General features: G+C 70.5%; 15 protein-coding genes. 10 read left to right on the forward strand and 5 right to left on the reverse strand.

Annotated features, from left to right (window positions below; translation table 11 throughout):
- The first annotated feature begins 22 nt into the window (after positions 1–22).
- Entirely contained in the window at positions 23–553 is a 531-nt protein-coding gene (locus IEZ09_RS06945) for a class I SAM-dependent methyltransferase (protein ID WP_229812305.1), read from the forward strand.
- A 2-nt stretch (positions 554–555) separates the two neighbouring features.
- Here the strand turns inward: IEZ09_RS06945 and IEZ09_RS06950 are convergent, their stop codons facing one another.
- Positions 556–1,920, reverse strand: coding sequence for an alpha-amylase (locus tag IEZ09_RS06950; RefSeq protein WP_229812306.1), 1,365 nt, complete (start codon positions 1,918–1,920; stop codon positions 556–558).
- Positions 1,921–2,104: 184 nt separating this feature from the next.
- Here IEZ09_RS06950 and IEZ09_RS06955 point away from each other — a divergent pair, with 184 nt between their 5' ends.
- Genes IEZ09_RS06955 through IEZ09_RS06970 form a run of 4 tightly spaced genes read left to right on the forward strand, consistent with a single transcriptional unit; the run spans position 2,105 to position 4,925 of the window.
- Positions 2,105–2,431, forward strand: coding sequence for a lycopene cyclase domain-containing protein (locus tag IEZ09_RS06955; RefSeq protein ID WP_189252754.1), 327 nt, complete (start codon positions 2,105–2,107; stop codon positions 2,429–2,431).
- Positions 2,424–2,735 carry a lycopene cyclase domain-containing protein gene (locus IEZ09_RS06960; protein WP_189252755.1) on the forward strand — a complete coding sequence of 104 codons (312 nt, stop codon included), beginning with the start codon at positions 2,424–2,426 and terminating at the stop codon, positions 2,733–2,735. Before IEZ09_RS06955 ends, IEZ09_RS06960 begins: the two co-directional genes overlap by 8 nt.
- Positions 2,722–3,399 carry a class I SAM-dependent methyltransferase gene (locus tag IEZ09_RS06965; RefSeq protein ID WP_189252756.1) on the forward strand — a complete coding sequence of 226 codons (678 nt, stop codon included), beginning with the start codon at positions 2,722–2,724 and terminating at the stop codon, positions 3,397–3,399. The genes IEZ09_RS06960 and IEZ09_RS06965 overlap by 14 nt, the downstream gene beginning before the upstream one ends.
- Positions 3,399–4,925 carry an FAD-dependent oxidoreductase gene (locus tag IEZ09_RS06970; RefSeq protein WP_189252757.1) on the forward strand — a complete coding sequence of 509 codons (1,527 nt, stop codon included), beginning with the start codon at positions 3,399–3,401 and terminating at the stop codon, positions 4,923–4,925. The genes IEZ09_RS06965 and IEZ09_RS06970 overlap by 1 nt, the downstream gene beginning before the upstream one ends.
- 89 nt (positions 4,926–5,014) lie before the next feature.
- On the opposite strand, the gene IEZ09_RS06975 is transcribed toward IEZ09_RS06970, so the two are convergent.
- The 3 genes from IEZ09_RS06975 to IEZ09_RS06985 all read right to left on the reverse strand — a co-directional run bounded on the left by IEZ09_RS06975 (position 5,015) and on the right by IEZ09_RS06985 (position 7,283).
- Positions 5,015–5,302, reverse strand: a complete 288-nt coding sequence (locus tag IEZ09_RS06975; RefSeq protein WP_189252758.1) for a WhiB family transcriptional regulator — start codon at positions 5,300–5,302, stop codon at positions 5,015–5,017.
- Between the two features lie 81 nt (positions 5,303–5,383).
- Positions 5,384–6,346, reverse strand: a complete 963-nt coding sequence (locus IEZ09_RS06980) for a DUF5914 domain-containing protein (protein ID WP_189252759.1) — start codon at positions 6,344–6,346, stop codon at positions 5,384–5,386.
- Between the two features lie 10 nt (positions 6,347–6,356).
- Positions 6,357–7,283 (reverse strand): phytoene/squalene synthase family protein, encoded by a 927-nt coding sequence (locus tag IEZ09_RS06985; RefSeq protein WP_189252760.1) that lies wholly within the window; start codon positions 7,281–7,283, stop codon positions 6,357–6,359.
- A gap of 120 nt (positions 7,284–7,403) precedes the next feature.
- Between IEZ09_RS06985 and IEZ09_RS06990 the strand changes: the two genes are divergently transcribed.
- The 4 genes from IEZ09_RS06990 (at position 7,404) to ctaD (ending at position 12,228) form a co-directional block, all read left to right on the forward strand.
- The gene (locus IEZ09_RS06990; protein ID WP_189252761.1) at positions 7,404–8,480 is read left to right on the forward strand and encodes a polyprenyl synthetase family protein; all 1,077 of its coding nucleotides are present in this window, start codon (positions 7,404–7,406) and stop codon (positions 8,478–8,480) included.
- Between the two features lie 13 nt (positions 8,481–8,493).
- Positions 8,494–9,954: a phytoene desaturase family protein gene (gene crtI, locus IEZ09_RS06995; RefSeq protein ID WP_229812341.1), complete on the forward strand. Its 1,461-nt coding sequence runs from the start codon at positions 8,494–8,496 to the stop codon at positions 9,952–9,954.
- Positions 9,955–10,022: 68 nt separating this feature from the next.
- A complete protein-coding gene (locus IEZ09_RS07000; protein ID WP_189252763.1) occupies positions 10,023–10,415 on the forward strand; it encodes a hypothetical protein in 393 nt (130 codons plus the stop codon).
- A gap of 97 nt (positions 10,416–10,512) precedes the next feature.
- Positions 10,513–12,228 (forward strand): aa3-type cytochrome oxidase subunit I, encoded by a 1,716-nt coding sequence (ctaD, locus tag IEZ09_RS07005; protein WP_189252764.1) that lies wholly within the window; start codon positions 10,513–10,515, stop codon positions 12,226–12,228.
- A gap of 35 nt (positions 12,229–12,263) precedes the next feature.
- On the opposite strand, the gene IEZ09_RS07010 is transcribed toward ctaD, so the two are convergent.
- Complete coding sequence (locus IEZ09_RS07010) at positions 12,264–12,953, reverse strand: alpha/beta fold hydrolase (RefSeq protein ID WP_189252765.1); 690 nt, start codon at positions 12,951–12,953, stop codon at positions 12,264–12,266.
- Positions 12,954–13,008: 55 nt separating this feature from the next.
- On the opposite strand from IEZ09_RS07010, the gene IEZ09_RS07015 reads away from it, so the two are divergent.
- Positions 13,009–13,416, forward strand: a complete 408-nt coding sequence (locus IEZ09_RS07015) for a MarR family winged helix-turn-helix transcriptional regulator (RefSeq protein ID WP_189252766.1) — start codon at positions 13,009–13,011, stop codon at positions 13,414–13,416.
- Positions 13,417–13,453: the final 37 nt, after the last annotated feature.

Raw genomic sequence — 13,453 nt, forward strand, 5'->3', positions numbered from 1 at the left:
CTCCGGAACTATCCTGGGACGCGTGTGGAACGGGGCTGAGTACCAGCGCAGGTTCGACTCGCTCGCCGAGTCGGGGATGGACGTGCACGGCGAGGCGGCGTTCGTGCGTGCCTACGCGCCGAAGACCGTGCTGGACGCGGGCTGCGGCACCGGGCGGGTGGCGATCGAACTGGCGCGGCACGGCATCGAGGTCGTCGGCGCGGACCGGGACCCCTCGATGCTCGCGCACGCGCGGCAGACCGCACCCGGTCTCACGTGGGTGCGGTCCGACCTGGCCGAACTCGATCTCGGGCGTACCTTCGACGTCGTCGTGATGGCGGGCAACGTGCCGTTGTTCACCGAACCCGGCACCCAGGACAAGCTCGTCGCGGGCGTCGCGAAGCACGTCGGGAACCTGCTGATCGCCGGGTTCAGCCTCGACCGCGGGTACACGGCCGAGGAGTACGACGAGCACTGCGCGCTGGCCGGGCTGACGCTCGTCGAGCGGTTCGCTACCTGGGACCGCGAGGAGTTCCGCGGCGGGAACTACGCGGTGTCCGTGCACGCGCTCTGAGGTCAGGCCCTCGCGTTGACGTGCAGCGCGAGCGCGGTTCCGGCTCCGAGCGTGGCGGTGAACCTGCCGGAGGAGTCGACGGTGACGCGGACGCAGCCGTTCTCCTGGACGTTGCAGTAGGTTCCGGCGGGTAGCGCGGTCTGGAACGTGTGCGTCACCGGGAAGGTCTCCCGGTTGATCGCGACGAATCCCTTGCCGCCGCGGCCGAACGCGATCGCGTCGTAGCCGTTGTCCCACCAGTTGTTCACGTCGGTGCCGGCGACGGTGTTGCGGAAGGCGACCATGTTCGCGATCTGGGTCCACAGGTGCTGGCACTTCCAGCCGCTGAAGCAGACCGAGTTGCCGGGCGCGCCCGCGTCTTTGTCGGTGAACTCGTAGCCCGAGTACACCTGGGGCGCGCCGTAGTTCCAGGCGAGCATGAACACGTTGGCCAGCGTGTAGGTGGAACCGTCCTTGTAGGACAGTGTGGAGCCGTTGCGCTCGGTGTCCCAGTTGTCCACGAACGGCCTGGCCTGGCCGCTGGACAGGAAGCCCCACGACTGGCCGAACGTGCGCAGGTACGCGAGGTTCTCGTTCTGGAAGATCCGCTTGAGGTCGTAGGCGTAGCGGAACTCGTCCACGTCACCGGACCCGGTGTACTCGCCGGGCTGCACCGCCTCACCGGCGCCGTAGATGACCTCGTGCACCCAGAACACGTTCGGGTTGCTCAGCTTGGCCTTGATGGCGGAGAGGTCGGCGGCGGCGATGTGCTTGGCGGCGTCGACGCGGAACCCGTCCACTCCCATGGCGATGAGCCGGTTGAGATACCCGGCGATCGCGCCGCGCACGTAGTCGCTGCCGGTGTCCAGATCGGACAGGTTGACGAGCTCGCAGTTCTGGACGTTGGAACGGTCCTGGTAGTTGCTGATCGCCGTGCGGCAGGAGTGGAAGTCCCAGTCGCTGTACACACCGGGGTAGTTGTACTTCGAGTAGCCCGATCCGCCGGTGCCGGTGCCCGCTCCCGCGCTCATGTGGTTGATCACGGCGTCGGCGATCACCTTGACGCCCGCGTTGTGGCATGTCGTGATCATGTTGCGGAACGCGGCCTCGTCGCCGAGGCGTCCGGCGATCCGGTAGCTGACCGGCTGGTAGGAGGTCCACCACTGCGGACCCTGGACGTGCTCGGTGGCAGGTGACACCTCCACGTAGCCGTAGCCCTTGGGGCCCAGAACGGTGGTGCACTCCGACGCCACACGGGCGAACGGCCATTGGAACAGGGTGACGGTGACGTCCTTGTTGCCCGGCGGGGCCGCAAAACCTTGCACCGGTGTGCACACGGCGGCGGCCAGCACGGCCGTCAGCAGGACGCGAAGAGCAGAGGAAACCACGATGTCTCCTTGCAGCAGGGGTAGTTCACCCGTTCGTACCAGCCGTCGCTCGTACCGGGAAGCGTTGCAAGAACTTTCGCGCCGAATTCGTCCGCAGGGCGTACGGCTGGAGTCCGTCGTGGACTTTCCTCGCCGTTGTGCGGACCGGCCGCGGCGCCCATACGGTCGTTGCAGGAGGTCGGTGATGCGAAGCCAGTACGAGTACCTGGCGGTGCTGGGCGTGTGTCTGCTCATCACGATGCCGCTGGAGTGGATGGGCAGGGGCGTGTACCGGCGCGGGCCCGAGCTGGCGCGGGCGGTGACACCGGTGCTGCTCGTGCTCGTGGTGTGGGACGTCGTCGCGATCCTGCGCGGGCACTGGAGCTTCCACCCGGAGGCGACGACGGGCGTGACGATCGGCGGCGTGCTGCCGATCGAGGAGGTGCTGTTCTTCCTGGCCATCCCGATCTGCGCACTGCTGACCTACGAGGCCGTGCAGGAACGCTCAGAACGTTGGTTGCCGAATGGTTGAGGAATACCTGCTCGCCGCGTCGGCCGCGGCTGTCGTGGTGGTCCTGCTCGAGTTGTGCCTGCTGCGGACCGGGTTGTTCAAGCGGCCCGCGTACTGGATCACGATGGTGATCGTGCTCGGGTTCCAGGTGCTCGTGGACGGGTGGCTGACGAAGCTCGACGCGCCGGTCGTCATGTACGCGGACTGGGCCATCAGCGGGGTGCGCGCGCCGTGGGACATCCCCGTCGAGGACTTCCTGTACGGCTTCGCCATGGTCACCGCCGTGTTGCTGCTGTGGGAGCGGGGAGCACGTGAACAAGCTTGAGGTGCCGAGGAAGTTCGACCGGGCCGCGCGCGGGTACGACCTGCTCGTCGGGCTGAATCCCGGTTACCACCAGGCGTTGCGCCGGTCGGCGCGCGCGCTCGGGCTGAGACCCGGCATGAGGGTGCTCGATCTCGGCTGCGGCACCGGCGCCTCGACCGCCGCGCTGCTGGCCACCGTGCCCTGCCTGGAGGTCGTGGCGGTGGACGCGTCGGAGGGCATGCTGGCGCGGGCGCGGCAGAAGCGCTGGCCCCCGACCGTCCGCTTCGTGCACAGCCGTGCCGAGGACGTGGACGAGGGCCGGTTCGACGCGGTGTTCGCCGCCTATCTGGTGCGCAACCTGCCCGACCCGGACGCCACCCTGCGGCACGTGCGCGGGCTGTTGAAACCCGGTGCGCCGCTGGTGCTGCACGAGTACTCGGTGCGGGACTCGTGGCTGCGCACGGCGCTGTGGACGCTGCTGTGCGGTGTGATCGTCCCGGTCGGCTGGCTCGTGACCGGCGACCGGTCGCTCTACACCTACCTGTGGCGCAGCGTGATGGACTTCGACGGTGCCGGCGCTTTGCGGGACCGGTTGCGGCGCAACGGTTTCGTCGGCGTGCGCAGCGCGCCGGTGCCAGGTCTGCAACTCGGTGTCGTGCACACTTTCCTCGGCCGGGAGCGGTAGTGACGAGAGATCCCAGGGCGGTGCGGATCCCCGCACCCGCCGGACGAGCGCAGTTCTCGGGAGACGCACCCGTGGTCGTCGTGGTCGGCGGCGGTGTCGCGGGCCTCGCGGCGGCCACACCGCTCGCCGAACGCGGGGCACGGGTCGTGCTGTGCGAACGCGAGCACTACCTCGGCGGCCGCGTCGGCGGCTGGAGCACCCGGCTCGCGGACGGCAGCGAGGTCACCATGACCCGCGGCTTCCACGCGTTCTTCCGCCAGTACTACAACCTGCGGGCGCTGCTGCGCCGGGCGGACCCGTCCGGCCGCGCGCTGACCGCCCTGCCGGACTACCCGCTGTGGCACGCCTCCGGGCACCGCGACTCCTTCGCCGGCCTGCCGACCGCCGTGCCCCGCAACGCGCTGGCGTTCCTGCGCCGCAGCCCCACCTTCCGCTGGCGCGACCTCCCCGAGGTCGACGCACGCGCCGCACTGTCGCTTTTGGACGTGTCGGTGCCGCGCGTGTACGACGAACTCGACGGCATCGACGCCGCCGCGTACCTGCAAAGCCTGCGGTTCCCCCGCCCCGCGCACGCCCTCGCGTTCGAGGTGTTCTCGCGCAGCTTCTTCGCCCACCCCAGCCGGATGTCGGCGGCCGAGCTCGCGGTGATGTTCCACATCTACTTCCTCGGCTCCAGCGAGGGCCTGCTGTTCGACGTGGCCGCGGACCCGTTCCCGCACGGTCTGTGGGATCCGCTGGCCCGCCACCTCGCCGCGCTGGGCACGACGATCTGCACGGGCGTGGAGGTCAGGTCGATCCTGCCGGGCACCGAGAAGCGTTTCTCGGTCACGATCGGCAGCGGCGCGATCGAGGCCGACGCCGTGGTGCTGGCAGCGGACGTCCGCGGCCTCCGCGCGATCGTCGACGCCTCACCCGGCCTCGCGGACGCGGCGTGGCGGGCCCAGGTCTCCCGGCTGCGGACCGCGCCGAGGTTCCTGGTGTCGCGCTACTGGCTCGACCGCCCGGTGGAGCCGGACCGGCCGGGCTTCGTCGGCACCAGCGGGTTCGACCTGCTCGACAACATCAGCGTGCTCGACCACTACGAACACGAGGCACGGGCGTGGGCGGCCCGCACCGGCGGCTCCGTCGTGGAGCTGCACGGGTACGCCCTTCCGTCCGATGTGGACGAGGAAGACGCGCGGCGGCGGCTGTGGGAGCAGCTGACCGAGGTGTATCCGGAGACCAAGCGCGCCGGGGTGGTCGACTCGCGGCACGAGCTGCGGGAGGACTGCCCGCTGTTCCCGGCCGGTGGGTACGCGGACCGGCCCGGTGTGCGCACGCCGGACGAGTTCCTGGTGGTCGCGGGGGATTTGGCGCGGATCGACCTGCCGGTCGCGCTGATGGAACGTGCCGCGACCACCGGGTTCGCGGCGGCGAACCGGTTGTTGAGCAGGTGGGGTGTGGCGGGAGTCGAGCTGTGGTCGGTGCCGAGGCAGGGGCGGGTGCCGTTGTTGCGCGCGGTGGCTCGGCGGTGGAGGACGTTGTGAGCGTGGTGGGGCGCCTGCGTTCGACCGCGTGTCGGTGGAGAGCGACGTCCGCGTCCAGGTAGCGGCGGTGCCCGCCCGCGGCGCGCAGGTCATGACTCGCGGGCGCGCTCGGCGAGCATGGCCCGCAGCTCGCTCTCGCCCAGACCTCCCCAGATGCCGAACGTCTCGTGCACCTCCAGCGCGTGGGAGCGGCACTCCTGCATGACGGGGCATCGCTGGCAGATCGCCTTCGCCGCCGCTTCACGGGCCTCGCGCGCGGCACCGCGTTCGTTGGGCGTGTGGAAGAAGGCGGAGCTGTTCATGCCTCGGCACAGACCGGACAGCTGCCAGTCCCACGATTCGGTGACCGGTCGCGGCAAGCGGGACAGTTCGGGCATGGCGCACGTCCTTCGGCGAGTCGAACCCACGATGACGTGCCCAGCCTAGAATCGATTCAAAATCGTTTCAACTCGACGCGCTCAGCCGGGGAAGCGGCCGTCGCGCCGCAGGGCGTACCTGCGTTCGGCGTAGGCGAGGTCGTCGCGCCACAGCCGGGCCGCCGCCCACCGCATCGCCGGTCGCAACGCGGCCGCGACCGGCCTGGCCAGCGCGAACCCGCGCCGGTCCGAGTGCGCGATGGTCGCCTCCACCACGGCGGTCCTGCCCTCGCGGATCGGCGTCGCGTGCGTCTCGACGACGCTGCCCGCACCCTCGCCTTCGACGATGTGCATCACGACGGTTCGCGGCTCCGGGCAGGTGAACGCGGCGACGACGGGCACGCCGACCCGTCCGGCCAGCCGGAAGGTGACCTCGACCAGGAAGCGGTCCAGTTCCTCGGTCGGTGTCTCCACCACGCGCAGGTTCGCGAACGAGTACGGGTGGAACCACGCGCCGTGCCACGGATCGAGCCGGTTCGCCACCACGTCCTCGGGGTCGCAGCGGCCGATCAGCGTGGCGACCGCGTCGATCGAGCCCTCCGGCGGCCGCGCGGGCAGCACCGGCGCGGGCAACGGTTCCTCGCCGCTCGCCTCGTCCAGACGGACCCACACGAGCACACCGTCGTCGTGCGCGGGATAGGGCGTCCACGCCCCGAAACGCTTGCCGTTCAACGAAAGCCCGTGCCACCGGCAGATCAGCTCGCCGCCGGCCACGGCACCGTCGCACAGCGGCGCGCCGAGGTGCGGGCAGGAGCCAGAGCCCGCCATCAGCACGTCGTGCGGGCCGCGCCAGAGCACGACCTCACGGCCGGCGATCGTGCGTCCGCAGACCTTGCCGCGCACCACGTCCCTGCTGGCCCCGGCGACGAACCAGTTGCCGGACGGACGGGCGGTGGCGCGTTTCAGCGCGGCCTCGATCAGCGCGGGCTTCGCGTCCTGCCACGTCGGCCGCTGCTCGCGCCACGGCGGGCTGGAGTAGATCCGCAACGGGATGCGGTTGCGCATGAACGTCCTTTCAGGCCGCACGGGCGAGAACCGCCCGTGCGAGTGCGGGCAGCGCGACGGCGAGCCGCCTGCCGTTGGACACGACGACACGGCGGGAGAGCACGTCGCAGTCGGCGTTTTCCACGAGGTCGAGAATGCGTCCGTAGAGCCGGTACGCGGTCATCACGCACGGGCGTGAGCGCGGCGCGAGCATCGCGATGCCGGGCCACGCCCGCGTGTACACCTCCCGCGCGCGCCGCACCTGGTCGCGCAGCGCCGCGCGGACCTTGTCGTCGGCATGACCCGACGCCCGCGCGTGCAGCAGCCGTTCCCGGTCGACGCCGAACGCGGACAGCTCGTCCGCGGGCAGGTAGACGCGGCCGCGGTCGAGGTCCTCGCCGACGTCGCGGATGAAGTTGGTGAGCTGGAAGGCGATGCCGAGCGCGGCGGCCGCGGGTTCGGCCTCCTCGCGGGGCGCGCTGGTGCCGAGCACCGGCAGCACCTGCAGCCCGATCACGGCGGCCGAGCCGTGCACGTAGCGTTCGAGGTCGGCGTACGTGGGGTAGTCGGTGATCGTGAGATCCATCCGCATCGAAGCCATGAAGTCGTGGAAGTGCATCACCGGGATGTCGTAGCGGCGCACGGTGTCGAGCAGCGCCGCGAGCACCGGGTCGTCCGTCGTCCCGGTCGCCAAGGCTGCCTTCAGGCGCGCGTCGATGCCATCGAGGGCGGTGACCTTCTCGCTCTGTCCACTGTGGACATCGTCGACGATGTCGTCCACCCAGCGGGCGAACCCGTACAGCGCGTGGACGGCAGGTCGTTGCTCCGGGCTGAGCAACTTCGTTGCCAGGTAATAGGTTCGCCCGTGCTCGGCGTTGAGCGCACGGCAGCGCCGGTACGCCTCACGCAGTGCGGGGACGGTGACGCCCGCGGCGTCCAGTTCACGCTCAGCCGACATTCCTCAACGCTAAGTCGGTGAGTTGCCTCCCGCACAACGAGCGGCACTCATCATGCAGACCGCTCACCGCGCTGCTTAGCTCGATTCACCGCAATCCCGGCCGACTCCGAGGGGGCGACGATGTCGCTGCTGACCAGCGTGAACGCTCGCACGTCGCAGGTGGACGACTTCGCCGTCCTCTTCGAAGGGGCCCTGCACGACTTCCTGCACTCCAGGCACGACCACGCGCCTGAGCTCGCCACGGAACTGCGCGGGATGGTGCTCGCCGGCGGCAAGAGGATCCGGCCTGCGTTCGCCTGGTGGGGATGGCGGGCCGCGGGTGGCGCGGACCGGGCGGACGCCGTGGTGCGGGCGCTGGTGGCGCTGGAACTGCTGCAGTGTTGCGCGCTGGTCCACGACGACGTGATGGACCGCTCGCCGACCCGCCGCGGCAGGCCGTCGGTGCACGAGTTGTACGCCGCGCGGCACCGGCGGGAGCGGTGGGCCGGAAGCGCTCGCCAGTACGGCGATTCGGCTGCCGTGCTGGTCGGTGACCTCGCGCTGGCGTGGGCAGACGACGCGCTCGTGACCGCCGGCCTGCCCTCCGACGCGCTGCGGCGCGCGTGGGAACCCTGGCAGGCCATGCGGACCGAGATGATCGTGGGCCAGCACCTCGACCTCCTCGCCGTCGCGCGGCGGGACGAGTCGCTGGAGCACGCGGTGCGGGTGGCGGCGCTGAAGACCGCCGCGTACACCGTGGAACGGCCGCTGCACCTCGGTGCCGCACTCGCGGGAGCGCGCCCCGAGGTCGTCGAGTGCCTGCGGGCGTTCGGGCACGACATCGGTGTGGCGTTCCAGCTGCGCGACGACCTGATCGGCGTCTTCGGCGACACCTCGGTCACCGGGAAGCCCGTCGGCGAGGATCTCAGGGAGGGCAAGCGAACACCGTTGATGGCCATGGCGCTCTCCCGTGCCCAGGACCGGCCGGCCGCGCTGAGACTGCTGCGGCGATGCCTCGATGGTGGCCCGGTGAGCGACCGGACCGTCGACGACGTGTGCGCGCTGCTGGTGGAGCTGGGTGCCGTCGCCGCCGTCGAGGAGCACATCGAGCTGCTCGCGACCTCGGGGCTCGCCGCGCTGGAGCGCGCGGTGATCGAGGACGAGGCACGCCGGGTGCTGGTGCGCCTGGCTGGCCGCGCCGTGACGCGAACGACCTGAGGAGATCCCCGTGGTGCACGTCGTGAAAGGCCGCACGGACCGCGTGGTCGTGGTGGGAGCGGGTCTCGCGGGGCTGTCGGCCGCGCTGCACCTGCGCGGCGCTGGGCACGAGGTGACGGTGCTCGAACAGCGCCCGCACCCCGGCGGCCTCGCGGGCAGGCTCGACGTCGCCGGCCACCTGATCGACACCGGTCCGACCGTGCTCACCATGCCGGAGCTGCTGGACGAGGCGTTCGCCGCGGTGGGCGCGCGCCGCGAGGACCACCTGGAGCTGCTGCCGCTGCACCCGGCCTACCGGGCGACGTTCGCCGACGGCAGCGCGCTCGACGTGCACACCGACGCGGCCCGCATGGAGCAGGAGGTCCGCGAGTTCGCCGGTGACCGCGAGGCACAGGGTTATCGCGAGCTCAGGACTTGGCTGCACCGGCTCTACCAGGCAGAACGCGACAGGTTCATCGGCGCGAGCTTCGACTCGCCGCTCGACCTGCTCGGGCCGGAGCTGGTCACGCTGACCAGGCTCGGCGGCTTCGGCTCGCTCGCCAAGGCCGTGGGCAGGTTCCTGCACGACGACCGGCTGCGGCGCGTCTTCACCTTCCAGTCGCTCTACGCGGGCGTCGCACCGCGGGACGCCCTCGCCGCGTACGCCGTCATCGCCTACATGGACACCGTGGCGGGCGTGTGGTTCCCGCGCGGCGGAATGCGTGCCGTTCCGCAGGCGCTGGCCGACGCGGCGTCGAGCGCGGGCGTGCGGTTCGAGTACGGCGTGGAGGTGCAGTCGCTCGAACGTTCGGGAAACCGCGTGTCCGCCGTGCGGACGCCGGACGCGCGGTTCCCGTGCGACGCGGTCGTGCTCGCTTGTGGCCCCGCGCAGAGCACCCGGTTGCTGCGCGGCCGGCCGCGCCGGATCACGCCTCTGCGGTGGTCGCCGTCCGCGGTCGTGGTGCACCTGTCCGCCGCCCGCGTGGCGGACGACCTGGCGCACCACACGATCTCGTTCGGCGCTGCTTGGGACAGCACGTTCGACGAGATCATCCGGCGGGGCGAGCTGATGAGCGACCCGTCGTTGCTGCTGACGACGCCGACCCTGACCGACCGGGCCCTCGCGCCGCCGGACCGGCACCTGCAGTACCTGCTGGCACCGTGCCCGAACCTCGACCGCGCCCCGATCCGCTGGGACGCGGTGGCGCACCGCTACGCCGAGGAGCTGATCGCCGAGATGACGGCCCGCAAGCTCGTCGTCGACCCCGAGCCGCTCGCCGTGGTGACGCCGGACGACTGGGCCGCGGCCGGCCAGGCCGCGGGCACCCCGTTCTCCGCCGCCCACACGTTCGCCCAGACCGGCCCGTTCCGCCCGCGCAACCTGCCGTTCCGCGACGGCAACGTCGTGCTGGCTGGCAGCGGCACCACACCGGGCGTCGGCATCCCGCCGGTGCTCATCTCCGGCAGGCTCGCGGCGGGGCGTCTCCGCCACTGACGCGGCTTCTGGCTCTACGGTGGTCACCGGCAGAGCGGCGAACGGTGGCGTGAGGGGCGGGTCCTGGCGTGACGTCGTGGATCGAAGTGATCAACTATGTCCGGCTCCGGTACGAGGTGCTGGAGGAGACCGAGGAGTGGCTGCGCTTCCGGCTCGACACGGCGGGGGAGCGGACGCAACAGGTCGCCGTGCACCACCTGCCGGACGTGGACGGTACGGCGTGGCTCGAGATCTCCTCGCCCGTCGGCCGCGCCGACGAGATCGACCTGCGCCGCCTGCTCGAACTCGCCGGTGAGCCCGAGGTGGGTGGCGCGGCGGTCGTCGACGGGATCGCGCTGCTCAAGCACGTGGTGCCGCTCGAGGACCTGAGCGTGCGGGAGGAGTTCGAACGACCGCTCGGCCTGCTGGTGAGCCGTGCCGACGCCATCGAGCACGAGCTGACCGAGAACGATCACTTCTAGGGACGCGGGTCCCTGACCGAGGTGACCTTGGGCCCTGAAGGGCTCGCTCCAGCGAGATCAGTCTGTGGGGGTTCCCCGGACGACGCTGGAGAGATCCGTGACGGCACTGGTTCCCGCCCCGATCGAAGTTCACCCCGACACCGCACGAGCCCCGCGCAAGGGCTCGGCGTTGCTGCAGCTGTTCCGCACGACCGATCACAAGCAGATCGGCGTGATGTACCTCGTGACGACCTTCGCCTTCTTCCTGGTCGGCGGGGCCATGGCCATGCTGATCCGCGGCGAGCTGGCGAGGCCGGGGCTGCAGTTCCTGTCCGCCGAGCAGTACAACCAGCTGTTCACCATGCACGGCACGATCATGCTGCTGCTGTACGCGACGCCGAGCGTGTTCGGGTTCGCCAACTTCGTGCTGCCGTTGCAGATCGGCGCACCGGACGTCGCGTTCCCCCGGCTGAACGCGCTGTCGTTCTGGTTGTTCCTGTTCGGCGGCCTGCTGATGCTGGGAGGGTTCCTCACCCCAGGCGGCGCCGCCGACTTCGGCTGGTTCGCCTACGTCCCGCTGTCCGACGCGGCCCACTCGCCCGGCGTCGGCGCGAACCTGTGGATCGTCGGTGTCGCCGTCGGCGGTCTCGGCACCATCCTCGGCGCGGTCAACATGGTCACGACCGTGGTGTGCCTGCGCGGTCCCGGCATGACGATGTGGCGGATGCCGGTCTTCACCTGGAACATCCTGGTCACCAGCATCCTGGTGCTGGTCGTCTTCCCGATCCTCACCGCGGCCGGGTTCGGGCTGCTCGCGGACCGGTTGCTGGGAGCGCACGTCTTCGACCCGGCCAACGGCGGTGTCGTGCTGTGGCAGCACATGTTCTGGTTCTTCGGCCATCCCGAGGTGTACATCCTGGCCTTGCCGTTCTTCGGGGTGATCTCGGAGATCATCCCGGTGTTCTCGCGCAAGCCGGTCTTCGGCTACAAGGGACTCGTCTGGGCGACGCTGTCGATCGCCGCGCTGTCGGTCGCGGTGTGGGCGCACCACATGTACGCCACCGGTGCCGTGCTGCTGCCGTTCTTCGCGCTGCTGACGTTCCTCGTGGCCGTGCCGACCGGGATCAAGTTCTTCAACTGGATCGGCACGATGTGGAAGGGACAGCTCACGTTCGAGTCGCCGATGCTGTTCTCCGTCGGCTTCCTGGTGACCTTCCTGTTCGGCGGGCTGAGCGGGGTGCTGCTCGCCGCGCCGCCCCTGGACTTCCACGTCTCGGACACGTACTTCGTGGTCGCCCACTTCCACTACGTCCTCTACGGGACGATCGTGTTCGCGACCTTCGCCGGGATCTACTTCTGGTTCCCGAAGATCACCGGCAGGATGATGGACGAACGCCTGGCGAAGCTGCACTTCTGGACGACGTTCATCGGCTTCCACCTCACGTTCCTGGTGCAGCACTGGCTGGGCAACCAGGGCATGCCCCGCCGCTACGCCGACTACCTGGAGTCGGACGGCTTCACCGCGCTCAACACCTTGTCCACCATCGGCGCCTACGTGCTCGGTGCCTCGACGCTGCCGTTCATCTGGAACGTGATCAGGAGCTACTGGTACGGCGAGGTCGTCGAGGCCGACGACCCGTGGGGCTTCGGCAACTCGCTGGAGTGGGCGACGTCGTGCCCGCCGCCGCGGCACAACTTCACCGAACTGCCCCGGATCCGCTCGAACCGGCCGGCGTTCGACCTGCACTACCCGCACCTGGTCGAGAGGGCGCGGCGCGAGGCGCACGTCGGGTTCACCGGGCGGGCACTGCCCACAGGTGATCACGACGGCTGAGCCGCGTTTCGGCGCGGACCAGTGGCGGCAGGTCGTCAGCCGGCGGCGAGCAGGGCCCCGAGGAGCTCCTCGGGCGTCTCGAGTTGCGGCAGGTGGCCGGTGCGGGGGAGCACGGTGAAGGTCGACGACGGGATCGCGGCCGCGTAGGCCTTGCCGTACGCGGAGCCGACGATGCGGTCGCTCTCGCCCCACAGCACGCGCACGGGGATCTTCACGTCGCGGAGCCGGTCGAGCAGGGACGGGTCGGACATCGACGGGCCGGCGTAGCCGATGAGCGCCCGCACGTCCGGGCTCGGACCTGTGCCGGACGGCCTCGGCGCCCTGGACGGATCGTGCCAGGAGTACGACTGGACCTCGGCGGGGGTGAAGCCGCTGATGTCGGTCACGGGGTGACCGTCGACTTCGACGCCGATCCCGTTGACGATCACGGCCGACGTGACGCGCGGGCTCGCGCACAGGGCGATCTCGGCGGCCAGCCAGCCGCCGAAGGAGTTGCCGAGCACCGTCACGTCCGTGAGGCCGAGCTCGTCCAGCATCGTGACGTAGTACCGGGCGAGCTCGGCGACGCCGGTCAGCTCCGCGGGCCTGGGCGTGCCGCCGAACCCGGGGTGGGTGGGCGTCAGCACCCTGGCTCCGGTGCGTTCGGCCAGCAGGTTCGCGAACGCGGTCATCGTGTGCACGCCGCCTCCGCCGTGCAGCAGCAGGTATGCCTGAAGGGTCTCCATATAAGGAACCTTAGATAAGCTTCCTTATATAAGCAAGATGGTTAGGATCGTCGGCGTGAAGCACCGTCCCGCTGACGTCGCGCTCGCTGTGAAGCGCCTGCAACACCGTCATCACCGCGCGCTGAGCCAGGCGCTGGCACCGCTCGGGCTGTCGTTGGTGCAGTGGGACACCCTCCGCCACCTGCACCGGCAGCCGGACGCCTCGCTGCACGACCTCGCCGTGCTGACGTTCCAGACCGACCAGTCCTTCGGCTCGCTGGCTGTGCGCATGGCCGAACGCGGGCTCATCGAGCGGGTGCCGGGACCGGGACGGGCGGTGCGTCACCGGCTCACCGCGGAGGGCGAACGGCTGCGAGCCGCCGGTCAGGAGCTGGTCGACGGCGTGACCGAGTCGTCGTTCAGCGCGCTGTCGCCCGCACAGCTCGACCAGCTCGGTGACCTCCTGGAGGCCGCACTCGCCTAGCGCGGTTCGCCGACGGCGTCGGCGGCAAACCTTGCTG

The organism is Lentzea flava, assembly GCF_014648475.1.
Lineage (GTDB): Bacteria > Actinomycetota > Actinomycetes > Mycobacteriales > Pseudonocardiaceae > Lentzea > Lentzea flava.

Bases quoted from the DNA above. Each gene is read 5' to 3' on its own strand.
- IEZ09_RS07010 (WP_189252765.1), bottom strand. From the start codon at position 12,953: ATGGAGACCCTTCAGGCATACCTGCTGCTGCACGGCGGAGGCGGCGTG.
- IEZ09_RS06975 (WP_189252758.1), bottom strand. From the start codon at position 5,302: ATGCCCGAACTGTCCCGCTTGCCGCGACCGGTCACCGAATCGTGGGAC.
- IEZ09_RS06980 (WP_189252759.1), bottom strand. From the start codon at position 6,346: ATGCGCAACCGCATCCCGTTGCGGATCTACTCCAGCCCGCCGTGGCGC.
- IEZ09_RS06955 (WP_189252754.1), top strand. From the start codon at position 2,105: ATGCGAAGCCAGTACGAGTACCTGGCGGTGCTGGGCGTGTGTCTGCTC.
- IEZ09_RS06990 (WP_189252761.1), top strand. From the start codon at position 7,404: ATGTCGCTGCTGACCAGCGTGAACGCTCGCACGTCGCAGGTGGACGAC.
- IEZ09_RS06960 (WP_189252755.1), top strand. From the start codon at position 2,424: ATGGTTGAGGAATACCTGCTCGCCGCGTCGGCCGCGGCTGTCGTGGTG.
- IEZ09_RS06985 (WP_189252760.1), bottom strand. From the start codon at position 7,283: ATGTCGGCTGAGCGTGAACTGGACGCCGCGGGCGTCACCGTCCCCGCA.